Source organism: Enterococcus sp. FDAARGOS_375 (genome assembly GCF_002393265.1).
Taxonomy (GTDB): domain Bacteria; phylum Bacillota; class Bacilli; order Lactobacillales; family Enterococcaceae; genus Enterococcus_D; species Enterococcus_D innesii.
On record NZ_CP023515.1, the window covers coordinates 2,616,283 to 2,642,905 of the forward strand.

Here is a 26,623-nt window from a genome sequence, read left to right on the forward strand (position 1 = left end):
ACCTCCTCATGGTCAGTTGAGGAGGTTTTTGTTATACTAAATTATGATCTGGTAAAAAAGGAGCGTTTGTGGTGAAGCAAAATTATGCAATAATCGGTCTGGGCCGTTTTGGTGGCAGTATTTGTCGCACGTTGATTGAATCTGGTCAAGAAGTACTGGCCATCGATAGCAATGAAGATCGGGTGAATGAGTACATGAATATCGCCACCCATGCGGTGGTCGGCAATGCACAAGATGAGATGACCTTGCGTTCACTAGGGATTCGTAACTTTGACCATGTGATCGTTGCGATCGGTGAAGATATTCAAGCCAGTATATTGGTCACACTGATGGTTAAAGAAATGGGTGTTCCTAATATCTTAGCCAAAGCCCAAAACGAATACCATGCCCGTGTACTGGAAAAACTCGGCGCAGACCGTGTCGTCCATCCTGAACGTGATATGGGGATTCGCATCGCCCATAATCTAGTTTCCAAAAATATCTTAGATTATATTGAACTATCTGATGAATTTTCTCTAGCAGAAATTCGTGTGTCCAATCCACGCTTTTTCAATAAATCCCTGATTGAGCTGAATTTTCGACAAAAGTATGGTCTGACAGTTGTTGCGATTCGTCGGGGACCAGGACAAGTGATCGTTTCGCCAGATGCAGAGGCGATCGTGCGTGAAAATGACAATTTACTCGTGATCGGCAATACAGATGATGTAGATATACTTGATGAACATATGAATGATTAGGAGTGAAGAAAATGAACTTAACAATAAGTCCTGAAGCAATGCAATGGTTCAAAAAAGAATTGGTGGTAGACCAAGGAAGCGGGATTCGTTTTTTTGGAAAAATTTATGGCAAAACACAAGTGCATGACGGATTTTCCGTGGGGATGTCAGTCGATAAACCAGAACGTCCGATCGTTGAACGAACAATTGACGGCTTGCTTTTTTTTATTGATGAAGCGGATGAGTGGTTTTTCAAAGGCTATGATCTGACAGTTGATTATGATCAAAGGTTAGATGAACCCAAGTATGATTTTAGTGAAGATAAAAAATAATATGAGTTTGGTCAAATGATGACCGATGTAACTCGATTGGCTCTAGGAGATGAAACCGATGTTATCAATTGTTGTACCTTGTTTTAATGAAGAGGCGAGCTTGCCGATATTCTTTGAGGAAACAGAAAAAGTGAAGAGACAATTAAATATGCCCTTTGAATATATTTTTGTCAATGATGGCTCTTCAGATCAAACACTACCTGTTTTAAGAGAGTTATATCGTGACCACCCCGAAAGTGTTCGCTATTTATCTTTTTCGAGAAACTTTGGCAAAGAAGCTGCACTTTATGCAGGCTTACAAGCGGCGAAAGGCGATTTTGTCACTGTGATGGACGCAGATCTACAAGACCCGCCGACATTACTGCCAGAAATGTTTGCGATGCTGGAAGCAAAACCAGAGCTTGATTGTGTGGGGACTAGACGGGCGGATCGCAAAGGAGAACCGAAGATCCGTAGTTTTTTCTCAGATGCTTTTTATAATATTATCAACAAAATTGCCGATACCGAAATGGTAAATGGTGCCCGAGATTTTCGCTTGATGCGCCGTAATATGGTAGATGCCGTTTTACAGCTGTCAGAATACAATCGCTTTTCAAAAGGGATCTTCAGTTGGGTCGGCTTTGATACAGAATACATCGCCTATGAGAACCGGGAACGAGTCGCTGGTGAGACTTCGTGGTCATTTTGGAAACTATTTCAATATTCGATCGACGGGATTGTCAACTTTTCGGATACCCCTCTGAACATTGCTTCGTTTATTGGGGCGCTTTCTTGCTTGGGCTCTCTGATTGCTTTGGTATTTATTGTGATCAGAACCTTTATCTTTGGTGATCCAACAACTGGTTGGCCATCGATGGTTAGCATTTTCTTATTTGTGGGCGGCTTGCAATTGCTTTGTTTGGGAATCATCGGGAAATATATTGGGAAAATTTTCTTAGAAACCAAAAATAGACCCTTATATTTCTTGAAAGAAACTGAAAAAGACCAAGAAAAACAACGATAAATTAAAAGTGTACAATCTGAAGGTTTCGCCTCCAACTGTACACTTTTTTTGCGGAAAGAATTTGTTAGTAGCCTTTATCCAAGTTTATCTCATTTTTTTCAAGTTCTTGTTTCGCCAAAAATTGTTGGAGATTCGTTAAGAAAATGGCCATAAATGCCTTTTGAAAATGGGGCGTATGCCCTGAGATATGGGGGGTTATCAAAAGGTTCTCGATGAGCCATAACGGATCATTCTCGGGCAATGGCTCTTCTTCAAAAACATCCAGTGCGGCAAATGCCAGCTGCTTCTTTTCTAAGGCTTTTGCTAATGCAGTGGTATCCACACTAGGCCCGCGGCCGACATTATAAAAGGAAGCACTAGGTTTCATTTGGGCAAAAAAAGCTGCATCATACAAGTGAGTGGTTTCTTCCGTCAGAGGAAGGATGTTGATGACGCAATCGGCGGTTTTTGCGCAAGCGTGTAAGTCAGATAACGCAAACGTTTTATCAAAACCCGCCACCTCATGCCCGCTAGTATTGATACCAATGGGACTTACACCAAAAAAGGTCAATGCTTGAGCTAACTTTTGACCAATTTGTCCCGTACCAACGATCAAAATTTCTTGGTCCGATAATTTTGTATAGGGAATCGTATTCGGTGACCATTGCTGTTTTCTTTGTTGTTGGATTGCTTGGAAAATCCCGCGGTTTTCCATAAATAGTAGAGCCAATAGATGGTCTGTAATCGATTCAGCATGGATGCCGCTACCATTAGATAAGCGAATGCCGTATTTCGCAAACTCTTTTAAGGGTAAGGTGTCTACGCCAGCTGAAATTGCTTGGACCCATTTCAAATTTGTTTTCTCCGTTAGTAGGTAGTCCTTCCATTCGGGCTTCCAACCGATGGTAATTTCTACTTGTGACCAATCAATTGCTTGGTCCTTTCTGTACACAAGAAATTGATAGTCTTTTTCGATTTGTTTCACGTATGTGTCGCGAAACTCTCGAGTGGCTAAGATTATTTTTTTCATTGCCAAGCCTCCTTTTAACTTAAGTGTAGCAAAGAATGAGAAAAAAACCATGTTCAAGGAATTGAACATGGCCTAGATTAGGTTTTAAACTGAATTTTTGGAGAATGTTTGACCCCTTGTGTGAATAAGAATAAAGAACCAAACAAAATAAAGGTGGTTGCATCGAAGGAAGGCAATAGTAGTTGTACGATTACACTAATAAGCGTAGGCAATGCAGCACTTACGATCAGAATCTTTAAATTTTCAAAGAAAGTATAGGAGAATCGTTTTAATCTTGTATAGATCGTTGCAATAAAGGTCCCCATCACTAAGGTGATCAGCAAGCTGACAAATGATGGATACAATGCAACAAAAAAGACAATGAGTTTGATTAGCCAGGGGATCGCTTGATTTGATAGCGCTTCTCGAATCGCCTGACCGTTAAGATTGCGCAGCGCAGGCTCACTGTAATCAAATTCTAATTGATTAGAATCTAACATTGACGTCGATAAGCCAGAAGAGGGGATACGGATGACCAGCTGATCTTTTAACAAGGCAACAGCGATGACAGAGCCAGTGACATCAGATGCAATATCTGCTGGCGTACGGTTGCCATCTGGATCGAAAGTAAAGATGATCGAATCGGTTTGATAAATGAAACCTTGCGTACCCGGCGCTGTAGCAAGCTTGCCATTTTCGATCGTAAAATCTGGGATCGATTCTCCAATTTTTTGTCCGTCTGCTTGTACATCGCGAAAGACACCTAATACATTGATGGTCATCGGTACCGCGATAAGCACGGAGGCGCTTAATAGAAAAACGATTACTTTGGAAAATTCTGCTTTTTTGACAAATTTTAAATCAGGTATTCGGAAAAAAGCAATTTTAAATAGTTGGACGATAGTCATTTGCTGATGAACTCCTTTGTGGTATAACTAGAGTAATTGTAACGAAGGGTTCTTTGAATTACAAGGAATTCACAAAAAAAGAACCAATAATCGAATGAATGAATAAATAAAGAAATGAAAGTAGGCAAAAGAATGCAAAAGTACAACGAATACAAGCAGTTCTTGCAGCAAAAAAAGTTGTGGGAGCCGATTACGTATTTATTTTTTGGTGGATTAACGACTGTAGTCAACATTGTCGTCTACCTCGTTTTTCGTGAAGGATTTGGTTTTTATTACCAGACAGCGAATGTGATTTCCTGGATTGCTTCTGTTTTGTTCGCCTACTTTACAAATAAGTTATGGGTCTTTGAAGCAAAAACCGAGACAAAGCAAGAGTCATGGGCGGCATTTGGGAAGTTCATTTTCTTTCGCGTCTTATCATTAGGCTTAGATATGCTTTGTATGTATCTATTTATTTCAATTTTGGCAACCGGCGATCTAGTTGCCAAGCTGGTCACCCAAGTTGTTGTTGTTTTGGCAAACTATGTGTTTAGTAAATTTTTGATTTTCAATACGAAAAAAAGTGAGAAAAAGTAAGCATATTTTTTGAACAAAGTCTGATAGTCTGATAATGTTACTTATGTAAACATTATCATTGAGGAGGAATTTTTTTATGACTTACACATTACCAGATTTACCTTACGCATACGATGCATTAGAACCATACATTGATGAAGAAACGATGCATTTGCATCATGATAAACACCATAATACTTATGTAACAAACTTAAACGCAGCGATTGAAAAACATCCTGAATTAGGTGAAAAAACAGTTGAAGAATTATTAGCTGACTTTTCTTCTGTGCCAGAAGATATTCAAACAGCGGTTCGTAACAATGGTGGCGGCCATGCTAACCATACGTTCTTCTGGGAAATCTTAGGCCCAAATGCTGGTGGCGAACCTACTGGAGCCATCAAAGAGGCAATTGACGCAGCTTTCGGCAGCTTTGAAGACTTTAAAGAAGAATTCAAAACTGCAGCAACCGGACGTTTTGGTTCAGGTTGGGCATGGTTAGTCGTGAAAGATGGCAAATTAGCAATCACATCAACAGCGAATCAAGATTCACCATTGATGGATGGCCAAACGCCTGTTTTAGGTTTAGATGTTTGGGAACATGCGTATTACTTGAAATACAAAAATGTTCGTCCAGATTACATCAATGCTTTCTGGAGTGTTGTTAATTGGGACAAAGTAAACGAATATTTCGCAAAAGCTTAAACAATTTACTAGAAAGAAGCCTGCTAAAAGGCTTCTTTTTTTGTGGATAGAAAGAATCGTTTTGATATTGCTAACGCTTACATAATCAGCTATAATAAAGGCGACGGAATCGTCGGATTATAATTATTGGAGGCTTTACACACTATGGAACATGGGAAAGTAAAATGGTTCAACAACGAAAAAGGGTTTGGTTTTATTACAGTTGACGGTGGCGATGATGTATTTGTTCACTTTTCTGCCATTCAAGGAGACGGTTTTAAATCACTTGAAGAAGGTCAAGAAGTTGAATTTACGATCGTTGAAGGTGCCCGCGGACCGCAAGCAGCGGAAGTGACCAAAGTCTAAATCTGAACGGAAAAGCTGAGTAAGCCCTCAGCTTTTTTAATTTGCTATTTCTCGCCATATTTGGTATCTTCAATACATTAGTAAGATTAAGAAGCGAAGAGGGATAAGAATGAAACGAGTAATCACTTACGGAACATTTGATCTATTGCATTATGGACATATCAATCTTTTGCGTCGTGCAAAAGAGCAAGGCGATTATTTGATCGTGGCACTATCAACGGATGAATTTAATTGGAACGAAAAACAAAAAAAATGCTACTTTTCATATGAGAAAAGAAAGCAATTATTAGAAGCGATTCGATATGTGGATCTAGTGATCCCTGAAGAAGGCTGGACACAAAAAGTTTCCGATGTCAAAGAATATCATGTGGATACCTTTGTTATGGGAGACGATTGGGCTGGCAAATTTGATTTTATTCAAGAAGAAACCGATGCTGAAGTGATCTATCTAGCACGGACTCCGGAAATATCAACTACTCAAATCAAAAAAGATTTGAAACTTACCAATTAAAAGGACTATTATAAAAAAGCATCTTTTATAGATGTTTTTTTTGTTGAACGCAACTTCAAGAAATTAAGATTTTATTACTAGTTTTTCATTGATTATTTGTTCAGAACTCAAAATATGGTATGATGTTTTGTGAGTTGACTCGATCAATTAGAAATTCTATGAGAATGGATGAAGAAAGTGGAAAAAGAAATCAAAGTCCGTGCAACTTTAGTGACGAAAGAATACGACTTATATAAAAAGAAAGCGGATAAAGTAAAAGCACTATTCAAGTTCTATCATCGCAATGTTCCTCGATTTTGGGCCTTAAAAGGGGTCAGCTTTGATGTGAAAGCCGGCGAATCCGTTGGGATCATTGGAATCAATGGTTCTGGAAAATCAACTTTATCCAACGTGATCAGTGGGATTATCCCACCGACATCTGGTACGATGGAAGTAAATGGTGACACCTCGATTATCGCGATCGGTGCGGGATTAAAATATCAGCTGACTGGATTAGAAAACATTCGACTTAAAGCCTTGATGTCTGGAATGACTAATAAAGAAATTGATGAAAAAATGCCTGAAATCGTGGCCTTTGCTGATTTGGGCGACTTTATCAATCAACCAGTTAAAAGCTATTCCAGTGGGATGAAATCACGGTTAGGCTTTGCTATTGCTGTTCATAATGATCCAGATATTTTAGTTATTGATGAAGCTTTGTCTGTCGGTGATGAAACTTTTTATCAAAAATGTGTGGATAAAATTATGGAATTTAAAGCAGCTGGAAAAACCATCTTTTTTGTCAGTCATGCTTTAGGACAGGTAGAAAAGCTTTGCGACCGGACGATTTGGATGCACTATGGTGATTTACGGATGTTTGGTCCTACTGAAGAAGTAATGGCTGAATATCGCAAATTCATTGATTGGTTCAAAAAGCAGCCAAAGAAAGAGCAAAAAGCCTATCAAGACAATTATAAAGAAGACCAGAAAGCCTTTAATTTGGAGAAATTAGCAGAAAAAAGCCGTGAAGATCACTTCTTGCAACAACAAAATCTTTCGGACCAAATGATTCAAAAAAACTTGAAACGTACACCTTTAGGGGAAAAAATGAGCTGGCTAACTAAAGGGATCCTAGGTTTGGTAGTAGCCGCTACGATATTTTGTTCGCTGGTTTCTTTTAGTGGGCGTTCGATTACTTACGCAATTAAGAATCCTATTGAAACAATCAGTCAAGTTTTCAAATAAAGAAGATGTTTCTTTGTTTAGTTCATATAGAAAAGGAAGAAGTTTGTGAAAGAGATTGCTGCAGTTATAAAAGAACAATTTAAAAATGCGGGGATTATTTTTCGGATGTCCCGTTATGAAGATAAAGCGACATATCAAAGTCACTATTTAGGGCTAGCTTGGCAGATTTTAAATCCCGCTATTCAAGTAGGTATCTATTACTTGGTATTTGGTCTAGGTGTTAACAAAAATGGAAATGTTGACGGGGTGCCATTTATTATCTGGATGTTGATTGGGATCACAGCATGGTTTTATATTAGTGCATCAATTTTAGGAGCATCAAACAGTATACACCGACAAGTTGGAATGGTAGCGAAAATGAAGTTTCCAGTCAGTATCCTACCATCGATCAATATTATAAGTAATTTGTCATCCTACATCCCTATGGTGGCAATCGTGGTAGGTTCATTATTCATAGCTGGTGTGACACCAAGTATCTATTGGTTACAATTTGTTTATTACTTTCTTGCGATGATTGTTTTCTTATTTGCATTTGGTTTATTGAACGCCACAATAACAGTACTGATACGTGATTATCATATTTTCTTACAATCAGTTCTACGTTTATTATTCTATGTTTCAGGACCTATTTGGAATATCAATAATCGTAATTTGCCAGATTGGCTAATTAAAATACTACACTTGAATCCAATATACTATCTAATCGAAGGATTTCGTGATGCTTTTCTTTCCCGTGCATGGGTTTGGGAAAAAACAACTTATACACTTATCTTCTGGTGTCTAACTTTGATGCTTCTTATTCTAGGAAGTCATTTGCATATGAAGTTCCGCGCTCGTTTTGTGGATTATATTTAAAAAAGACTATTTGCGGTGTCCCCTCTAACTTAGAGGGGACACCTTATTTTTGTTTATTTCAAAGAAGTTACGGAAGCATTAAATATGAAGTTGATTCATGATAGCGATTGCTGAAAGATGCGTTTTGTGGGAAAATTTATTTGATGAGTGAATTTTTATTGGTGAGGTGTAAGATGCGGAGATATCAAAAGGTAATTTTAAGTATTTTAATCGTGTTAGTGGTTGGAATCATTGGAGTAACGATCTACGGGATGCAGGTTTATCAAGAGACAAATGCCACGTTTAATCAAATCTCTCACGCTGTTGATCGGAAAACAGACAAACGAGAGGAGGCGATCAGCATTGAAGATCGAGATCCGTTTTCCATTTTGCTGATGGGAATCGACACTGGGGCATTAGGTCGAACCGAGCAAGGTCGCTCGGATAGTATGATGGTGGTGACGGTCAATCCTGAAAAAAAACAGTCAACGATCATTAGCCTTGATCGAGATATTTACACACAAATCGTTGGTTACAATACGATCGATAAGCTGAATCATGCCTATGCTTTCGGTGGGGAGGCTATGGCCATGGACTCTGTTGAAAATCTCTTGGACATTCCTATTGATCACTATGTGACGATCAATATGCAAGGGATGCGGGATCTGATCGATGCAGTTGGAGGTATCGAGGTGACAAATGCTATCGATTTTACTTTAGAAGGTGTTCATGTCCCTGAAGGGCGAATCACCTTAGATGGGAAAACAGGTTTGGCTTATGCAAGGATGCGCAAACAAGATCCGGAAGGGGATATCGGTCGCCAAAGACGGCAAAGAGAAGTGGTTACGAAAATTCTTCAAAAAGTTATGAGTCTGGATGGCATCAGTAATTACCAAAAGATTCTCAAAGCGGTTGAAAAGAATTCGAAGACGGATCTTACGTGGAATGATATGATGGACATCGGTACCAATTATATTCCTGCTTTTACGACCATCAAACAAGAGCAACTCCAAGGAGAAGGGCAACTGATTGGTGGAGTGTATTATCAGTTATTGGGGACGAATCAGTTGTTGCATACGCAAAATTTGTTAAAGGAGCAGTTGCAGCTTCCGACGAACGAGGGTTTGACCCAAGGCGATGAATATACTAACGGATCGCCTAATTATCAGTTATACGACGACAGTTTGACCTTCTCAGAAGAAAATTCAACAACTGGGGAGTAGCTAGTATCTTTAGAAGCCTAAAAAAGCAGGGTGACCGAAAGTCCTCCTGCTTTTAGTTTTCCACAAAAGTACCAGGGGGAATCTTGTTTCACGAGATCATCAAATGAAAAAACATAAGAAAGCTTAAAAAAACAATTTTTTCATGAAAGAATGAAAATGAAACAATCAAACTGTGAAACATTTACTCGGAATGACTCCAATTTTTATAGTTTTTTCTAAGGATTAATGGATATTTTTTGTTTTTTCTGTTTCGAATCGAATTTTTTGGTAAAATAGGACAGTAGTCATTATAGATTGGAAGGATAGATGAGATGAAGAATTTGAAAGATAAAGTTGTCCAAGGGATACGTAAGGGGCCAGAAGAACCAAAGGCTAAATCGTATCGCAAATCTCATGTTCCATTTCGATTGAACTTTTTGTTTTTTATTATTTTTGCTTTGTTTGTATCTTTGATCGTTCAATTAGGCTATCTACAGATCGTCAATGGCGACAATATTGAGCAGCAGTTGAAAGCTTCATCTGTAGTGGAAGTCAAAGGAAGCGCCCCACGGGGAATGATCTATGACGCTTCTGGAAAAGCGCTGGTGGAAAATCAAGCCAATGCGGCAATCACATTTACCCGCGGAAACAAAATGACCGCTCAAGATCTGTTAGAAACGGCCAAAAAATTGAGCGAGTTGATCGAAGTTCCTGTGGACAAAAACTTGTCTGATCGAGATCTTAAGGATTTTTGGCTGGCAGATGAAGACAATCTTGAAGCAGCAACTGACCGATTGAGTGATGAAGAGCGTTCTTTAGGTACTTCTGAACAATATGCGGCAACCGTTGAGAAAGTGACAGAAGATGAAATCAATTTTTCTGATGCCGAATTAGAAGCAGCCACGATTTTTAAGCGGATGAATAGCGCCCAATCTTTGAGTACGGTCTTTATTAAGACGTCGGATGTGTCTGACCGTGAATTAGCTATTGTTGCTGAGAACATGGTCGATTTACCGGGAATCTCCACCGGTACCGATTGGACACGAAAGATCGTTGAAGGAAGTTCTCTGGCTAGTTTGATCGGAACGGTGACCAGTGAAGAACAAGGAATTCCGGAAGAAGTTCTAGACGAATTTTTAGAAAAAGGCTATGCTCGTAATGATCGCGTTGGACGTAGTTATTTAGAGCAGCAGTATGAAGAAGTCTTACAAGGCACAAAATCCATTTCCGAGATCTCCCTTGATAACAATAATAATATTGAAAGTCAGAAAGAAACCTTTGCTGGGGCAAAAGGGGATAACCTTGTTCTAACATTGGATGCTGAGTTTCAGGCGAAAGTTGACAAAATTTTGCAAGAAAATTTCCAAGAACTGATTGATTCTGGCGCAGCTGAATATTCTCCAGGGGTTTACGCAGTGGCGTTAAATCCAAAAACCGGCGGCGTTTTGTCAATGTCTGGTTATCATCATGACACAGGTTCAAATGAATTGCAGGAAAATGCCATTGGTACCTTCATTAATTCCTTTGTACCAGGGTCCGTTGTCAAAGCAGGGACTTTGGCTGCCGGCTGGGAAAATGGGGTCTTAAACGGCAATGAAGTGTTATTGGATCAACCAATCAGAATTGGCTCCGATGTGAAAGCCTCAATTTTCAACCCAACTGGGGCAAATAATCGTAACCTTTCTGCGGAGCAGGCGTTGGAAGTTTCTTCTAACTCCTATATGATGCAAGTCGCTTTACGTTTGATGGGCATCAATTATCAGTCAGGTATCTCGATTCCAACAGTGGATCGTCAAGGGGATGTCTATGAAAAACTACGTTCGTCTTTTGCCTCTTTTGGTATGGGAACTGAAACTGGGATCGATTTACCGGGAGAAGCGACTGGTATCAGCACATCGATCGATAACATGGACCCGGTCAGTGATGGTGGGAAGATCCTTGACTTGGCTTTTGGTCAGTTTGATACCTATACGACGTTGCAACTGGCACAATATGCAGCAACTGTTGCTAATGGTGGCAAAAGATTGCAGCCTCACATCGTCGACGGCATTTACGGCAATGATGAAACTGGCGGTCTTGGCTCACTGATTGAAGAGATCGAACCAACGGTATTGAACGAAGTTGGTTTAACAGATGCTCAAATGCAAATTGTTCAAAATGGATTTTATGATGCAGTTCATGGAACGGATGCGTGGGCAACTGCCAAAGGCTTGGCCTCTGCGAAAATGGAAGTGTCTGCTAAAACAGGGACTGCCGAGACACCGATCGTGGATAGTAACGGTAACACGATCAGCTTAGTAAACTTGAATATCGTGGCATACGGACCTAGCAGCGATGCGGATATTGCCATCGCGATCGTAATGCCTCAATTAAAAGGCGACACAGATACCCATCCAAATATTCAAATCGCCAAAGAAATCATGGATGCTTACTACGACTTATATATGAAATAAGCATAAAAAATCGCAGTGAAGACTGCGGTTTTTTTGTTTTATAAGAAAACTGATAGAAAACCAACATTTAGTGAGAAAGACTTGCTATTTTTGAATGATTGGCTTAGAATACTAGCGGTCAAGAGATAATTTTGATTTGCACGTTAAATAAAAAGATAAACTGATGATAAAAGGGGTAAAAAACGTAATTATGAACAAGGAATGTTTAAGTAAACAAGAGTTAATGAAACAGTTGGGACAATTTACACCAGCTGAAAAAAAGGAGATTCGGGATTATTTGCAACGGAAAAATCCATTGCTTTTCCGAAAATTTGAACGAATGAAACACGATTTATATCGCTTGGAATCACGACGTGTCCAATGTGAGATTGAAAATAACGAAAAGGAGTTAGGTCTTCTAAACGATAAGATCCTTTTGAAAAAAGAAGATTTTCTTGAGCTGTTATTAGCAATCAGAAAGAAAAGAGGGTAATGGATGGAATTTATTGAACTCGTCATTATCATTGCAATTCTTGTCACATTATCAAATGTGGCGAGCAAAATATTGCCCTCGGTACCGATCTTTTTTATTCAAATTATTTTAGGAATTTTATTAGGTCTTACAGAGATGGGCCAAGAGATCGCCTTTGAGCCAGAAATGTTCTTAGTAATGATCATTGGTCCATTGCTATTTCGTGAAGGGGAGCGGGCAGACGTTCCGGAAATCTTAAAAAACAGCAAGATCGTGCTATTTTTGGCTTTTGGTGGCGTGTTAATGACGCTGTTTGCGGTCGGCGGAACCCTCCATTGGCTAATGCCGACGATTCCTCTGGCTGCTTGCTTCGCTTTTGGGGCTGCTTTAGGACCAACTGATGCGGTGGCAGTCTCTTCATTAGCAAAACGTTTGAAAATTTCCAAAAATATTATGCATATTCTGGAAGGCGAGGGCTTACTGAATGATGCTTCGGGGGTTACCGCATTACAGTTTGCTATCGTAGCTTTGACCACCGGGAGTTTTTCAGCAGCCAACGCAGGTTTCCAACTCCTTTTCTCTAGTATCGGCGGCGGACTTATCGGTTACTTGATTGTGTGGCTGAAACGCCGGATTTTACGTTTTATTGAAAAAATCTCGGCACAAGATGTCACAGTATACTTATTGATTGAACTACTCTTGCCATTTGCTGCCTATTTGCTGGCAGAAATGATCGGAGTCTCAGGGATTATCGCAGCCGTTGTGGCAGGTGTAGCCCAATCCCAAAGAAAACGGCGAATCTCGTTGTTTGATGCAGAGTTGGCGAACATTTCGGAAAGCACGTGGTCGACCATAGTCTTTACATTGAACGCATTAGTGTTTCTCTTTCTAGGGATCGAGTTGTCACAAGTCTTCTCACCGATCTGGGAAAGCAAAAACTATGCAAACTGGCATCTAGTTATCACGATTTTAGTCGTCACAACGGTGATTTTCCTCGTTCGTTTTCTCTTTTTACTATTTTATTATTGGTTCTTACAATCAAAAAAACAAGTGTCTATGAATCAAGTCGCCTTGTTGACCTTTGGTGGCGTCAAGGGAACAGTCAGTTTGGCAGCCATCTTTATTTTACCGGTGATGGTGCATGAGACACCGTTTCAGGAACGGAGCTTGCTCTTGTTTTTGACCGCCTGTGTGATTTTGCTGACATTGATCATCAGCGTGATGGTCTTGCCTTATTTGGCAGATGGTGAAGCTGCCGAAAGTGTCGACTTCAATCACTTGCTGATCTTAGAAGACGTCATCGAACAATTGGAAGCAGAAGAAAAACAAGAGCTTTCTGATAAAGGTCGCTTAGCGATTGATGCTGTCATCAATTCCTATGAAAATCGCCGTTGGGAATTGTATCGCAATAGTTTGACAGATTCAGAAAAACAAGAAATCCAAGAAATTCAAGGGTTGATCTTGTCGATCGAACAAGATGGCTTGGATGAAGCCTATCGAAATGGGAAAGTCAGTCTAAATGGCTATCGTTTTTATTCACGGTTTATTTCTCAGCAACAGCATTCCCTCGCAAAACAAATTCTCTCATTTTTTAGTTTTTGGCTCTTCTTTATTCAGCGCTTTATTCGTGTATTGATCCATCCTCGTTTGTTTTTACAGCGACGGCAGCAACTGAAAGATGCCTTGAAACAACGAGACATTTCTGAAGTACAAAAAATCTACTTAAAAAACAGCGAATACATTTTTCACAGTTTGAGCAATTTAGAAGATGTCTATGATTCCTCGTTGATCAATTTCTTTATTCGTCAACGAGAAATGAGCATCAAACGGTTTGAACATAGCAATTTCATTGAAACGATCATGATCGAGCAAGAGCCGATTTTTGTCAAGAAAGTCCTTTGGGGCTATTATCTCGAGCGCAAGACGATCGATGAATATGAAGTGGCTGAAAAAATATCGACGATTTCTGCGAATGAATATCGACGCAATGTCAATCTGTTAGAATCGTATGCGATGTCTCGAGCAGAAGAACAGCCGAAACAGCGAATGTTCCGCCGATAATATGTCTCAAAAGGTGCATGAAGTGATGCACGTTTTATGGAGTGTCTTCGTCAGGTTATTCCCCGTAGGTGATCAACATGGATCATCCAAGGGAATAAACTGACGAAGGCATTCTTTTTTACAAAAATTGAATTTTTTCTCTCATTGTCTCCGTTGATGAAATGTGGTACAATGAGCGAAGAAAAAACTCAGGAGGGATTCTGTGAAAGAATTAAAAGTAAGTGAATTAACCAAAACTTACGGTGAAAAAACACTGTTTGATCAGCTTTCTTTTCTGATACATGAAAAAGATCGGATCGGTTTGATCGGTGTCAATGGCACGGGGAAATCAAGTTTGTTACGGATCTTAGCCGGTTTGGATCGCGGAGATGGCGATCGCCAAACGGTATTTGCCGCCCAAGATTATCGCATCGGTTTCTTGGCTCAAGACAATCAGTTACAAGAAGAATTATCTGTTGTAGATGCTGTTTTTCAAGGCACCAGTCCGCTGATTCGCGTTGTTCGTGACTATGAAAAAGCGCTGATTGCTTTAGAAAATAATGGTATGGATCAACAAACGCAACGGAATTATCAGTTGGCAGAAGAAGCGATGAATAAGGCTGATGCTTGGAATACAGATACAACTGCCAAGATTATTTTACAAAAGCTTGGGATCAGGGAGTTAGAGAAAAAGGTCAGTGAGTTATCTGGAGGTCAAAAGAAACGAGTGGCTATGGCTCAAGTATTGATCGATGAACCAGACCTGTTGTTATTGGATGAACCGACTAACCACTTAGATTATGATGCGATCCAATGGTTGGAAGGCTATTTAAAGAATTATCGGGGTGCGTTACTGATGGTGACCCACGATCGCTACTTTTTGGATCGAGTCGTTAATCGGATTTTCGAATTATCCTTTGGCAAGTTGCATGAATATCAAGGCAATTACGAGACGTATCTTCATGCTCGAGCAGAACGAGAACGTGTGGAGGAGACGCAAGAAGACAAGCGCAAGCAGTTGTACAAACATGAGTTGGCTTGGATTCGTACTGGAGCAAAAGCCCGTACAACGAAACAACAGGCCCGGATCGATCGTTTCGATGATTTAAAAGAAAACCTACATCAAGTAAAACGGAACGGCGAAGTGGCCATTGATGTTGCTACGACACGCTTAGGTAAACAGGTCCTAGAACTAAAAGATGCGAGTTTCCAGATTGAAAATAAAACGATTTTGTCTCACTTCGATTTGTTGATTCAATCAAGAGAACGCTTAGGGATCACAGGAGAAAACGGTGCGGGTAAATCAACGTTGCTCAATATTTTAGCTGGTCGCCTGCCTTTAGAAGAAGGGGAGCGTACGATGGGCGTGACGGTGAAAATGGCTTATTATACGCAAACGATTGAAGCGATGAACCCTGATCAGCGAATGATTGCTTATTTGCAAGAAGCAGCGGAGGAAGTGCAAAAAGTGGACGGCTCCCAAGTCAGTGTCGCAGAAATGCTGGAACAGTTTTTGTTTCCGCGATCCATGCATGGCACCAAGATCGGCAAGCTGTCTGGCGGGGAAAAACGACGACTATTTTTACTCAAGCTATTGATTGGACAGCCAAATGTTCTCTTGTTAGATGAACCGACCAACGATTTGGATATTGATACCTTGACGATTTTGGAAAATTATTTGGAAACATTTCCAGGTGCAGTCATCACTGTTTCCCATGACCGTTACTTTTTAGATAAAGTTGCCCAAAAATTGCTGATCTTCGAAGGAGACGGCCGGATTAAGTCCTACTTTGGTTCCATTAATGAGTACCTAGCAGCCAATACCAATAAAGCTAGTTCGAGTGTACTAGAGCCAAAAGAAACAAAATCCGATTCCCTTTCTGCTGAAAGTGAGGAGACTGCTGCAGCGCCTATCAAAAAGAAACTGAGTTATATGGAACAAAAAGAGTGGGCGACGATTGAGGATGATATTGCGGCATTAGAAGAAAAAGCAGCCGCTTTAACTGAAGAAATGAATCATCAAGGTGCGGACTTTACGAAGCTCCAAAAATTACAGCAAGAAATCAGCGAGGTTGAAACGCAACTGGCAGAAAAAATGGATCGTTGGGAATATTTGAGCGAATTTGTCTAGAGTAAAGGAGAAAAACGATGGAACAAGCATATTTAGAGCTAGGAAAAAAGATTTTAACAGAAGGCAATGATAAAAGCGACCGTACAGGAACGGGAACGCGCAGTGTCTTTGGTCACCAAATGCGTTTTGACCTGTCCCAAGGCTTTCCATTGTTGACAACCAAGAGAGTTCCTTTTGGTTTGATCAAAAGTGAATTATTATGGTTTCTAAAAGGAGATACCAACATTCGTTATCTGCTAGAGCATAATAACCACATTTGGGATGAATGGGCGTTTGAACGCTATATTAAAAGTGATGCTTATACAGGTCCTGATATGACGGATTTTGGTCGCCGTTCCTTAGTGGATGAAGCTTTCAATGAACAGTACCAACATGAGTTGAAACAGTTTTGTGAAAAAATCTTAGCCGATGATACTTTCGCTGAAACTTTCGGCGATTTGGGTCATGTTTATGGGTACCAATGGCGGCATTGGGAAAAAAGTACGGGTGGGTTTATCGATCAAATCAAAGAAGTGATCGACATGATCAAAACAACGCCAGACTCTCGTCGTTTGATCGTCTCTGCTTGGAATCCAGAAGATGTACCGACGATGGCGTTGCCGCCTTGTCACACAATGTTTCAATTTTATGTTCATAATGGGCGCTTAAGCTGTCAGTTGTATCAACGCAGTGCCGATGTCTTTTTAGGTGTTCCCTTCAATATTGCTAGTTATGCGCTATTGACGCACCTGATTGCTCATGAAACTGGACTAGAAGTTGGAGATTTTGTCCATACATTAGGCGATGCTCATCTTTATAGCAATCATATGGAACAAATGAAAGAACAATTGACTCGAACAGTGCGTCCTGCGCCAACCTTACAGCTAAATCCTGAAAAACAATCAATCTTCGATTTTGAAATGGAAGATATTACGCTGGTTGGGTATGATCCGCATCCAACGATCAAAGCGCCGATTGCAGTTTAAGTGGTTGTTTGGTTTCATTTCATAAAGAAAGGAATGAGGCGTAATGGAAAATACCCACAAACGAGGCTTTGCGGCGACCTTTCATCAGAGACATGCTGGATCGATTAATGCAGTGCTCATTGAGCAAGTCATTGATTTCTTGGATCAGCACTATGATGCAGTTTGGCTATCCGTATCCGAAGAAACGGTGCCGGAGCTAAAAGAAGCCATTCGGTCAAATCAGCAGTGCACTGCCATTTTTATACCAGCAAAAGGAGCGGCAGATGCCCGCAGAAGGCTTGTTTTTGCTGCACAGCACAACCTACCAATGCTGGATTCATTGCATATTTGTGATTTTGATCGCCTAGTGACGTGGATAGAGACGTACCCAGAAGAACTTGTGGCAATAAGCAAACAGCCATTACCAGAGAATACGTATTGTATCCTAGGACGAACTGCAAGGGCATTTGCGAGTCATCCGCAAACGTGGCAAAGAACGGAGTGCTTGATCAACGAGATCGCCGCCGACTTTTTTCAAATAGAAGAAATTGATGTCGCAGCTGGCAGTGCTCTCTTTCCGATCTCCCTGATACCGACCTTGCTGAAAAACAACAACGCGCGTTTAAACGATGGAGAATGGCCAAGAAATGTCCAAAGAAGTGGCGGCACAATTGTTTACCAAGCCTGTGATGGCTTGCGCTTTGATGAGCGCAACAAAGATCCATTTGAGCATGAATCGGCTTTTCAGCTGATGCAGCGACTGCAAGTCGCTGCGGATATTTCTGAATCATTTTATACAGAAGGGATGTAATATTTATGTTGATCGCACTTTGGGCACAAGATCAAAAGGGGTTGATCGGAGCGGATGGCACACTGCCGTGGCATTTACCCAATGATTTGAAATTTTTTAAAGAGCAAACCATCAATAATACAATCATTATGGGGCGCAAAACCTTTGAAGGCATGGGAAAAAGATTGTTGCCACAACGGACGACGATCGTTTTGACAAGTGATCGAGATTATCAAGCCAACGGTGCCTTGGTGATGCATGACCGTGAGGAAATTTTGACGTATGTGAAGCAGCAAAAGCATCCTGTTTTTTTAACTGGTGGAGCGGGTGTTTTTGAAGCGATGATTGACGATTGTGATCAATTGTACCGTACAGTGATCGATGCGGAGTTTAACGGAGATGTGTATTTCCCAGAGATTGATTGGACGCAATGGAAACTTGATCATGTGGTCGATGGGATCATCGATGAAAAAAACCATTATCCTCATCGATTCGAGTTTTATCATAAAAAATAAAAGATCAGGGATCTTTTTCTAATGAAGGTTCCCTAATCTTTTATTTAATCGCACTTACTGTTTAGGTATAAAACAAGACAGAGAAGTACATTAGTCCAGCACCTAACATAACGAATAAGTGCCAAACCACATGCATGAATCGAACGGATTTTAAACTATAGAATAGCGCACCCACAGTATAAGAAACACCACCGCTTGCTAGTAAAAATGTTCCCCAATAGCCTAAATGTTCGATCAGGGGTTTAAAGGCGACGACACATAGCCAGCCCATGATGATGTAGATCAGGGTGGAAATTTTAGAGACGGTCTCTTTTTTATGAAGAGTCAGTGACTTATAAACGATGCCGCTAATTGCGAGTAGCCAAATCAAGACGAAGAGTGACCAGCCAAGCCAGCCTTGGATACTAAGCAAACAAAAAGGAGTATAGCTTCCAGCGATCAGCAAGAAAATGGAGGCATGATCAAAGACTTGGAAGACCTTTTTTGCTTTGGTAAAAATCAAACTGTGAAATAAGGTAGAAAAGAGGAAGAGCAAAATCATCATCGACCCATATATGGCATAGGAAACGATGTGGATAGGTGACCCAAGATTTGCCCCCTTGATTAAGAGAATGACCAGTCCTGCGATACTCAGTCCTAATCCGATCCCGTGGGTTACTGCATTTAATACTTCATTGACGATCAAATATCTGCGACTAAACTTCATGTGCTGCATTCGGCACCGTCCTTTCGAATCGAAATTAGATGAAAAAAAATTTTCTCTCTGTTATACTTAGTATAAATGGTCTGTGGTTATTTTACCATGAAAAAAGACTTGATTTAAAGAGAGAGTGAATATATGATGGCAAATCTTAAAATTGTGACAGATTCTTCCAGTACGATGGAACCAAGTGTCCGTGATGCTTTGGCTATCCATGTTGTGCCTTTATCTGTAATGATTGATGGTGTCGTTTATCCAGATGATGAAACGCTACCGGGAGAAAAATTTATGCAAATGATGGCGCAAGCCAAAGAATTACCTAAAACTAGCCAGCCGCCGATCGGTCATTTTGTAGAATTATATGATGAATTAGGCAAAGATGGCAGTGAAATTTTATCGATCCATATGACCAAAGGCCTGAGCGGAACCGTGGAAGCGGCTCGTCAAGCCAGTCATTTATCAAAAGCCAAAGTCACGGTGATCGATAGCGACACAACAGATCAAGCGCTGGCTTTTCAAGTGATTCGGGCAGCTGAATTGGCTAAAGCCGGTAAGACACTAGAAGAAGTGTTACCTGAAGTGGATTTGGTGCGTGAACATACGAAATTATTTATCGGCGTTTCAACGTTAGAAAACTTAGTAAAAGGCGGTCGTATCAGTCGTGCCAAAGGTCTTTTATCGAGTTTGCTGAACATGAAAGTGATCATGGATTTTGATCATTCAGAACTGATTCCAGTCGTCAAAGGACGCGGTGTCAAGACGTTTAATAAATGGTTTGAGGAATTAAAAGCAGAATTGAAGAATATGCCTAAAGTGACGAAAGTTGGTATTTCTCATGCTGAAGGATTAGAAATCACTGAACGTTTCCAAAAAGAACTAGCAGAACTGTTTCCTGACTTGGAGATCCCATTGCTTCACACAACACCGATCATCGCCACTCACACTGGCAAAGGTGCTTTTGCGATTACTTACAGTACGGAATAAAAAGGATGTTTCTTTCAGCGATTCGTTTGACGACGAATCGCTTTTTGGTGTATGAAAAGCTGAAAAGAAGAAAAAGCAGAATGAAGCTGCGATTTTTGTCTACTCAGAGAGTAGGGAGCTGTTTTCTTTCTTAAGTTTGAAGGATTGCGACTAGGAATTTTATGAGAATTTTGTTAAAATAGCAAAGATTACAAAGGAGTTTGAATACCTGTGAAATGGAAAAAAATAGTAACTTATTTACTTGTTGTGGGACTGATAGCCATTGGAACGGGCTTCTTGTTTCATTTTGCTGTTCCCAAAGCGCACCCACTGTTGACCCCTGTTAATAAGCTGGCGGCCAATGATTCAAAAAAATCCGCCATCGAGTATCTCGCACTTGGGGATTCATTAACGGAAGGGGTTGGTGATGAGACAGCTCGTGGCGGCTTTGTGCCAATTTTAGCTGGGGATTTAGAGGACCGCTATGATTTGAACAATTTGGTAACCAAAAATTATGGGGTCGCTGGTGAAAGAAGTGATCAGATTTTAAAGCGAGTCAAAAATGATGAAGACTTGCGGCAAGACCTCAGTCAAGCGGATTTGATTACCTTGACTGTCGGCGGTAACGATGTACTAAAAGTGATTCAGAGCAATTTCTTCGGCTTGAGCATTGAGACGTTTACGGAACCGATGGAAGATTACAAAGAACGTTTAAAAGACTTGTTTGCTCAAATTCGCGATTTGAATAGTGATGCACCAATCTATGTCTTGGGCATCTACAATCCATTTTATCTGAATTTCCCAGAAATCACGGATATGCAAACGATCATTGATAACTGGAATAAGCAAACGGAAACGTTCGTCAATCAGCAAGAAAAGGCCTTTTTTATTCCTATCAACGATTTGCTCTATAAAGGGTTAAGTGATGAGGTCGGTATTGCTGATACCGAAGGAGGGGAATCAGAGGGAACTGCCGAATCATCGGATTCAGAAAGTTTATCTGATTCATCAACAACAGCTTCGGATGAAACGCAAAGTAGTCCTTCAACGACCACTGATTCATCGCAAGCCGTTGGAAATAACATTACAAACAATGTTTTGTATGAAGGCGATCGCTTCCATCCCAATAATCTTGGGTATCAACTGATGGCGAATGCCGTTCGCGATGAAGTGATCAAAACGCAAAACTATTGGTTGCTAGAGGAGGATACAAAATGAAATTAAGGGAATCAACGAAGCAGCCGGAAAAAACAGCTACAACGAATAAAAAAGCATTCAACTACTGGAAAATTGCCTTTTTAGTGTTGGTCGGTATCCTTTTAGGGACAACGGTTTTCTTTGCTTCAAGAATTTTTCAGCAGCGGGAAACCGGCTTAAATGAAAGTGCCGAACTTGTTCAACGGGAGGGCAGTCCTGTTCTGACCGTTAACAGTAACAAAAGCCAAGTCAATCAATTGATTGATTTTTACCTATCTGATTTTCAAAAGGATCAAGAGGTCAAATATAATTTTGAGCTAAGAAATGAAGCACTCTTAACAGGAGAGTTTCAAGTATTAGGATTTCCTATCACCTTCTATCTCTATTTTGATCCTTACGTGACGGAAGAAGGCAATGTCCAATTAAAGGCCAAAAGCTTATCAATCGGCACCTTGGATCTGCCCACCAGTGAAGTGATGAAAATGATCAAACGTAGTTTTAAATTTCCTGAATGGATCGATGTCAATGCCGATGAACAAATTATTTTGATTCGATTGGATCAATTCCGCATGCAAAACGGCTTGTTTATCAAAGCGAACAAAATCAATCTTGTGGATGATGAAATTCAAATGAGTTTATATTTACCAGCTGAAACGGAGGATGAATAATGGAACGAGCAATTTTTGCCGGTGGGTGCTTCTGGTGTATGATCCAACCCTTTGATGAACTAGAGGGCGTGCATTCGATTTTTTCTGGCTATACCGCAGGACATACCGAAAATCCAACCTATGAAGAAGTCAAAAGCCATCAAACCGGGCATACCGAAGCAGTGGAAATCATCTTTGATCCTGAAAAAATCAGTTATGAAGATCTTTTGACGATTTATTGGCAGCAAACAGATCCAACGGATGCTTTTGGGCAATTTGAAGATCGTGGCGACAATTATCGTCCGGCTATCTTCTATTTGAATGAAGAGCAACGACAAAAAGCCGAAGCCAGCAAGGAGGCACTTCAAGCTTCCGGTCGCTTTACCGATCCGATCGTGACCACGATCGAACCAGCCCAACCCTTTTATTTAGCGGAAGAAGAACATCAAGAGTATTACAAAAAGAATCCTGAGAATTTTGCTCGCAATCACGCTCGTAGAGCAGCCTTTTTAGAAAATCATTGGGAGCAAGATCATGCGTAAAAGTTTTTATAGCTATTTAATGGCAGTCAAAGGTCCGAGTCATACAGATGAGGCTCAGATCTTTGCCACTCATGCAAGTCATGATATTCAGTTTCCAAAACACAGTGATGATTATGATGAAGTTTCTTCTTATCTGGAACTAAGCGTTGATTATTTGCCGTCCATGGATATTTTTGATCGTATCTGGGCAGAGTATCTCGAAAATAACAAATAAAAAACTGTCCTTCGTTTTGTATGGTTGCATAAAATCCACAGAACGAAGCTGTTTTTTCTCAGAGAGGTGTTGTGAATGAAAGGTTTAACGACGAGCCGATATATCGTTTCTCTCGTTTGTGCCGCAATTTTGTCAGGAGGCGGTGTCTATTTATGGCAAACGGCTCAGCAAAATCAGCAGACGACGCAACCGGTGACAGAAACGAGCACAGAAGCCAGCGGGATGGAGAAAATCCAGTCGCTATATGACCAGATCCTCGCGAATTATTACCAAGAAGTCGATGAGGATGCCTTGATAGAAGGCGCCCTACAGGGAATGACTGATGCGCTAGATGATCCTTATACAACGTATTTGAATCAATCGGATGCGGATAACTTAGAACAATCACTTTCTGGCAGTTTTGAAGGGATTGGTGCTACCTTGTCGATCGTGGAAGACTATCCAGAAGTCGCACAAGCCCCGATAAAAAATACGCCTGCTGAAAAAAGCGGCCTGCGAATGAATGACCGAATCGTCAAGGTAGATGGTGAAGATACGCAGGGTCAAGAATTATCTGAAGTCGTGGGTAAGATTCGTGGTGAGAAAGGGACGAAAGTCACCTTAACGATTCAACGTGGAGAGGACACATTTGATGTGGAGATTACTCGGGATGTGATCCCCATCGAAACGGTTCATGGAGAAATCGCTGAAAGTGATGAAACGATCGGTCGTATCGACATTACTTCCTTTGGTGAAAACACGGCAGCTGAGTTGAAAGAAACCATCACCGAACTGAGGGAAGCCGGTGCAAAGTCGTTTGTACTAGATTTAAGACAAAATCCTGGTGGACTGCTAGACCAAGTCCAGATCATGGCGAGTATGTTTTTGGAAAACGGTCAAACGATCGTGAAATTTGCCAATAACCAAGGGGTAATCAGTGAAACCAAAGCGAGTGAAACCTTGGACGAAGGATTCAAAGTCACAGAGCCGGTCGTTGTTATAGTCGATGGAGGCAGTGCCTCCGCATCGGAAATTTTTGCTGCAGCCTTGCAAGAATCAGCGGATATTCCTGTCGTTGGTACGGAAACCTTTGGTAAGGGGACTGTCCAGAATGTGAAGGATCTGGGGGATAACAGTGAATTAAAAATGACGGTCATGAAATGGTTGACCCCGAATGAAAATTGGGTCAATGATCAAGGCGTGATGCCGGATTATGAAGAGGTCTATCCAGAATATGCGTATTTCCCGCCATTACCACGGGACCATGCTTTAAAAGCTGGCCAATCGTCAACGGCAGTCAACAATCTAAATCAGTTTCTTAAAGCGTTGGGGTATTCAACCAGTGGTGATACCTTCAATGATGAGACGACCGCAGCTGTGCAGTCCTTCCAAGAAGACCATGATTTAAAGGGAACTGGGGAAGTCGATGCAGACACGGCCCAAGCAATTGAAAAAGAAGTAACAGCGAAACTCAAAGCAGAGGACCCAGCATACTTAAAAGCACTGTCCTTGCTTTCTGAACAATAAACTAAGTGAAAAGTTGGAGAGGAGGCAGACGTGTGGAGTCGAAAAAACTTTGGGTTGATCGTTTTTGGCTAGTAGTGAAATATGCGTTGATCGCTTTTGCAACAGCCTTCTTGATTCGGGCATTCTTGTTGATCCCAGTTCCTGTTGAAGGAAATTCGATGGAAGGAACTTTAAAACAAGGAGACATGGTGGTCATTGAGAAGATTTCGCCGATCCAACGTTTTGATGTCGTTGTTTTCCAACTGCCGGATGGTTCGACCTATATCAAGCGGGTGATTGGCTTACCGGGTGAGTCAGTGAAATATGTCAATGATCAGCTTTACATTGATGATGAACCAGTAGATGAAGATTTTCTAGTGAAAAACCGTAGCAATGACCACGAGTCTGCTTCTTATACCAATGATTTTGATTTAGAATCTTTATTAGGCGTTGAGAAATTAGGGAAAGATAGTTACTTTGTCATTGGTGACAATCGACGTGCCTCCAAAGATAGTCGTTCCTTTGGACCAATATCAGGAGAGGCTATTTTAGGCAATGCCCGTTTTGTTTATTATCCATTGACCCATATTCGGTTGATTTAAGCTATGTAATTATACACACAGTCAAATAATGCATAACCCCTTGGATTCATCGATTGATTCCAAGGGGTTATTTGTATAGCTTTCAATCTTTTTCAAAAGACTTCCTTAGGTTTGCCGAAGTGCGCCAGTTGTTATTAATCCGTCAACTTTTTGATTTTTTCATTAAAAGCAGCCAATAATTTCTGACAGAGATCTGTTTCAAAGTCATAATAGCGACAAAAATCAATGATTGCCGAATTCTTTTCGGTTGTATATGGAGGGAAAAGCTGAGGCGCACTCAGGATATAAAAATCAAATGGTTCTTCTGTTGGCAGTGTGATCCGCTCTATCGCAACGAATGGTAATCGCTCACATATATTAAAAACTTCCATTGAAACTAAATAATTGGATACATAGACGAAAGCAACTTTAAGCTTATATTTCTGTTCCTTTTCGATGTAAACGGGGTAAAGCAAACAGGCTTGATAAAAGGCAAGATCGGCATAACAGGTTTTCAACCATTCATAACCTTTACGATTTGCTATTTTACGCCAAAAACTTTGAATGGTATTTTTCAAAATCGTATGCAATGGGTATTTATCTTTGATCACGTTTGCTTCGAAAAAATTGGAAAGAGGGACTTTTTGCTTGAATATGCAAAATTTCAGCAAGGTAAGATATGTATTCATATAAAGAAACGATTGGTGATCAAAGTCAAAATCGCAGAGAAATTTTTGGCAATGGTCTTCAAATTCAGTCATCAGTTCTTTTAGTTCCTGTTTTTCATGCTTGTAACAATTTGCAACGATCGGCAGACGCACATCGTTTGCGGAAGTCAGCATCGGCCAGTAATAAAAAAGAAAAAACAATGAATTGATCTCAAGAATGTCTATTGCTGAATCAATGAGCTTAAAGAAAGCAGAAAAGAAATCAAGACTTTCGCAACTGGGAATAAAGGACTTATTCGTTAATTCATAAAGATTCGTTGAGTGACCATCCTTGATCCGGAAAAGACAAATTTTGCAATGGAGTAATGCTTCTTTTTTACCAATTTCATATTTACTTTGGTATTTTGTTCCTTCATAGGTAACAAATAACTCTTCGATCTCTTGATTAAATGCCTGTGCCAAACTATCTCCTAAAGAAATATGCCAGATAAAATTAAACAACAAGATGCGAATCACCATCTCTGAACCGGTAAGCGTCATGGCCGATTGATTTAAGGTTATGTTGAATTCCTTTAAATGATCCTGCAGCTTTTTAGTTTGTCGGAAACAAGTCGAACGACTGATATAGTTTCTTTGGCAAAATGCCAGCAAGCTTTCATCTTGGTTGGTCAAGATACTTAACAACATTTTATAAGAAATACTTACTTGGGCTAAAAACTGCTGATATTGATTGTATTCAATCAAATTTTTAGGGAGACTGAGGGTGTTTTTATGTAATGAAAGATTTACTGGGGAAAGGTTTTGCAGGTCCTCTTGGATCGAGGAAAGTAAACTTTTCAATCTCGTTGTACTTAAATGGGTCAGATTTTTCACGAACTCTATGTTGTATTCACCCGGAGCAATTGATAATAATTTTCCGTAGAGTCCGATTTTGTCTAATGCTCGGGAATCTAAGAGTATTTTTTCAATCAAATGATCACC

At 40.4% G+C, this 26,623-nt stretch carries 28 protein-coding genes; 24 read left to right on the forward strand and 4 right to left on the reverse strand.

Features of this window, described 5'->3' with window-relative positions; genetic code table 11:
* Positions 1–71 precede the first annotated feature (71 nt).
* From CO692_RS13825 to CO692_RS13835, 3 genes are read left to right on the forward strand one after another with little or no spacing between them, the layout of a single operon-like run.
* A complete protein-coding gene (locus CO692_RS13825; RefSeq protein ID WP_005229566.1) occupies positions 72–737 on the forward strand; it encodes a potassium channel family protein in 666 nt (221 codons plus the stop codon).
* Between the two features lie 11 nt (positions 738–748).
* Positions 749–1,048 carry a HesB/YadR/YfhF family protein gene (locus tag CO692_RS13830; RefSeq protein ID WP_081119174.1) on the forward strand — a complete coding sequence of 100 codons (300 nt, stop codon included), beginning with the start codon at positions 749–751 and terminating at the stop codon, positions 1,046–1,048.
* Between the two features lie 58 nt (positions 1,049–1,106).
* A complete protein-coding gene (locus tag CO692_RS13835) occupies positions 1,107–2,051 on the forward strand; it encodes a glycosyltransferase family 2 protein (protein ID WP_170924078.1) in 945 nt (314 codons plus the stop codon).
* A gap of 64 nt (positions 2,052–2,115) precedes the next feature.
* Here the strand turns inward: CO692_RS13835 and CO692_RS13840 are convergent, their stop codons facing one another.
* Both CO692_RS13840 and CO692_RS13845 read right to left on the reverse strand, forming a co-directional pair.
* Positions 2,116–3,111: a phosphoglycerate dehydrogenase gene (locus CO692_RS13840; RefSeq protein ID WP_096742875.1), complete on the reverse strand. Its 996-nt coding sequence runs from the start codon at positions 3,109–3,111 to the stop codon at positions 2,116–2,118.
* A 26-nt stretch (positions 3,112–3,137) separates the two neighbouring features.
* Complete coding sequence (locus tag CO692_RS13845; protein ID WP_077452571.1) at positions 3,138–3,947, reverse strand: DUF1189 domain-containing protein; 810 nt, start codon at positions 3,945–3,947, stop codon at positions 3,138–3,140.
* 132 nt (positions 3,948–4,079) lie between these two features.
* Here CO692_RS13845 and CO692_RS13850 point away from each other — a divergent pair, with 132 nt between their 5' ends.
* From CO692_RS13850 to CO692_RS13915, 14 genes are all read left to right on the forward strand, one after another.
* Positions 4,080–4,523: a GtrA family protein gene (locus tag CO692_RS13850; protein WP_034878673.1), complete on the forward strand. Its 444-nt coding sequence runs from the start codon at positions 4,080–4,082 to the stop codon at positions 4,521–4,523.
* Between the two features lie 76 nt (positions 4,524–4,599).
* Positions 4,600–5,205, forward strand: a complete 606-nt coding sequence (locus tag CO692_RS13855) for a superoxide dismutase (protein WP_081119170.1) — start codon at positions 4,600–4,602, stop codon at positions 5,203–5,205.
* Positions 5,206–5,349: 144 nt separating this feature from the next.
* A complete protein-coding gene (locus tag CO692_RS13860) occupies positions 5,350–5,550 on the forward strand; it encodes a cold-shock protein (RefSeq protein ID WP_005229578.1) in 201 nt (66 codons plus the stop codon).
* A 109-nt stretch (positions 5,551–5,659) separates the two neighbouring features.
* On the forward strand, positions 5,660–6,061 hold the full coding sequence (gene tagD / locus CO692_RS13865; protein ID WP_086292789.1) for a glycerol-3-phosphate cytidylyltransferase: 402 nt from the start codon (positions 5,660–5,662) through the stop codon (positions 6,059–6,061).
* 168 nt (positions 6,062–6,229) lie between these two features.
* Positions 6,230–7,285 (forward strand): ABC transporter ATP-binding protein, encoded by a 1,056-nt coding sequence (locus CO692_RS13870; protein WP_096742481.1) that lies wholly within the window; start codon positions 6,230–6,232, stop codon positions 7,283–7,285.
* 45 nt (positions 7,286–7,330) lie between these two features.
* Positions 7,331–8,140: an ABC transporter permease gene (locus tag CO692_RS13875; RefSeq protein WP_096742482.1), complete on the forward strand. Its 810-nt coding sequence runs from the start codon at positions 7,331–7,333 to the stop codon at positions 8,138–8,140.
* A 173-nt stretch (positions 8,141–8,313) separates the two neighbouring features.
* Complete coding sequence (locus CO692_RS13880; RefSeq protein ID WP_096742483.1) at positions 8,314–9,342, forward strand: LCP family protein; 1,029 nt, start codon at positions 8,314–8,316, stop codon at positions 9,340–9,342.
* A 311-nt stretch (positions 9,343–9,653) separates the two neighbouring features.
* A complete protein-coding gene (locus CO692_RS13885; RefSeq protein ID WP_096742484.1) occupies positions 9,654–11,774 on the forward strand; it encodes a peptidoglycan D,D-transpeptidase FtsI family protein in 2,121 nt (706 codons plus the stop codon).
* 190 nt (positions 11,775–11,964) lie between these two features.
* On the forward strand, positions 11,965–12,246 hold the full coding sequence (locus tag CO692_RS13890; RefSeq protein WP_008379625.1) for a hypothetical protein: 282 nt from the start codon (positions 11,965–11,967) through the stop codon (positions 12,244–12,246).
* Between the two features lie 3 nt (positions 12,247–12,249).
* Positions 12,250–14,286: a cation:proton antiporter gene (locus CO692_RS13895; protein ID WP_096742485.1), complete on the forward strand. Its 2,037-nt coding sequence runs from the start codon at positions 12,250–12,252 to the stop codon at positions 14,284–14,286.
* Positions 14,287–14,488: 202 nt separating this feature from the next.
* The gene (locus CO692_RS13900) at positions 14,489–16,396 is read left to right on the forward strand and encodes an ABC-F family ATP-binding cassette domain-containing protein (protein ID WP_096742486.1); all 1,908 of its coding nucleotides are present in this window, start codon (positions 14,489–14,491) and stop codon (positions 16,394–16,396) included.
* A 17-nt stretch (positions 16,397–16,413) separates the two neighbouring features.
* The gene (locus tag CO692_RS13905) at positions 16,414–17,361 is read left to right on the forward strand and encodes a thymidylate synthase (protein WP_096742487.1); all 948 of its coding nucleotides are present in this window, start codon (positions 16,414–16,416) and stop codon (positions 17,359–17,361) included.
* A gap of 43 nt (positions 17,362–17,404) precedes the next feature.
* Positions 17,405–18,151: a hypothetical protein gene (locus tag CO692_RS13910; protein ID WP_096742488.1), complete on the forward strand. Its 747-nt coding sequence runs from the start codon at positions 17,405–17,407 to the stop codon at positions 18,149–18,151.
* Positions 18,152–18,156: 5 nt separating this feature from the next.
* Entirely contained in the window at positions 18,157–18,645 is a 489-nt protein-coding gene (locus CO692_RS13915; protein ID WP_096742489.1) for a dihydrofolate reductase, read from the forward strand.
* A gap of 61 nt (positions 18,646–18,706) precedes the next feature.
* On the opposite strand, the gene trhA is transcribed toward CO692_RS13915, so the two are convergent.
* Positions 18,707–19,360 carry a PAQR family membrane homeostasis protein TrhA gene (trhA, locus tag CO692_RS13920; RefSeq protein WP_086292773.1) on the reverse strand — a complete coding sequence of 218 codons (654 nt, stop codon included), beginning with the start codon at positions 19,358–19,360 and terminating at the stop codon, positions 18,707–18,709.
* Positions 19,361–19,486: 126 nt separating this feature from the next.
* On the opposite strand from trhA, the gene CO692_RS13925 reads away from it, so the two are divergent.
* From CO692_RS13925 to lepB, 7 genes are all read left to right on the forward strand, one after another.
* Positions 19,487–20,329 carry a DegV family protein gene (locus CO692_RS13925; RefSeq protein ID WP_144771571.1) on the forward strand — a complete coding sequence of 281 codons (843 nt, stop codon included), beginning with the start codon at positions 19,487–19,489 and terminating at the stop codon, positions 20,327–20,329.
* Between the two features lie 210 nt (positions 20,330–20,539).
* The gene (locus CO692_RS13930; RefSeq protein WP_096742491.1) at positions 20,540–21,526 is read left to right on the forward strand and encodes an SGNH/GDSL hydrolase family protein; all 987 of its coding nucleotides are present in this window, start codon (positions 20,540–20,542) and stop codon (positions 21,524–21,526) included.
* Positions 21,523–22,173 carry a YpmS family protein gene (locus CO692_RS13935; protein WP_096742492.1) on the forward strand — a complete coding sequence of 217 codons (651 nt, stop codon included), beginning with the start codon at positions 21,523–21,525 and terminating at the stop codon, positions 22,171–22,173. Before CO692_RS13930 ends, CO692_RS13935 begins: the two co-directional genes overlap by 4 nt.
* Positions 22,173–22,694, forward strand: a complete 522-nt coding sequence (msrA, locus tag CO692_RS13940; protein WP_081119157.1) for a peptide-methionine (S)-S-oxide reductase MsrA — start codon at positions 22,173–22,175, stop codon at positions 22,692–22,694. The genes CO692_RS13935 and msrA overlap by 1 nt, the downstream gene beginning before the upstream one ends.
* Positions 22,687–22,908: a YozE family protein gene (locus tag CO692_RS13945; RefSeq protein WP_081119156.1), complete on the forward strand. Its 222-nt coding sequence runs from the start codon at positions 22,687–22,689 to the stop codon at positions 22,906–22,908. The genes msrA and CO692_RS13945 overlap by 8 nt, the downstream gene beginning before the upstream one ends.
* A 75-nt stretch (positions 22,909–22,983) precedes the next feature.
* Positions 22,984–24,414: a S41 family peptidase gene (locus CO692_RS13950; protein WP_096742493.1), complete on the forward strand. Its 1,431-nt coding sequence runs from the start codon at positions 22,984–22,986 to the stop codon at positions 24,412–24,414.
* Between the two features lie 32 nt (positions 24,415–24,446).
* Positions 24,447–24,995 (forward strand): signal peptidase I, encoded by a 549-nt coding sequence (lepB, locus tag CO692_RS13955; protein ID WP_086292763.1) that lies wholly within the window; start codon positions 24,447–24,449, stop codon positions 24,993–24,995.
* A gap of 134 nt (positions 24,996–25,129) precedes the next feature.
* Here lepB and CO692_RS13960 read toward each other — a convergent pair whose 3' ends face one another.
* Positions 25,130–26,614 (reverse strand): helix-turn-helix domain-containing protein, encoded by a 1,485-nt coding sequence (locus tag CO692_RS13960; protein ID WP_096742494.1) that lies wholly within the window; start codon positions 26,612–26,614, stop codon positions 25,130–25,132.
* Positions 26,615–26,623: the final 9 nt, after the last annotated feature.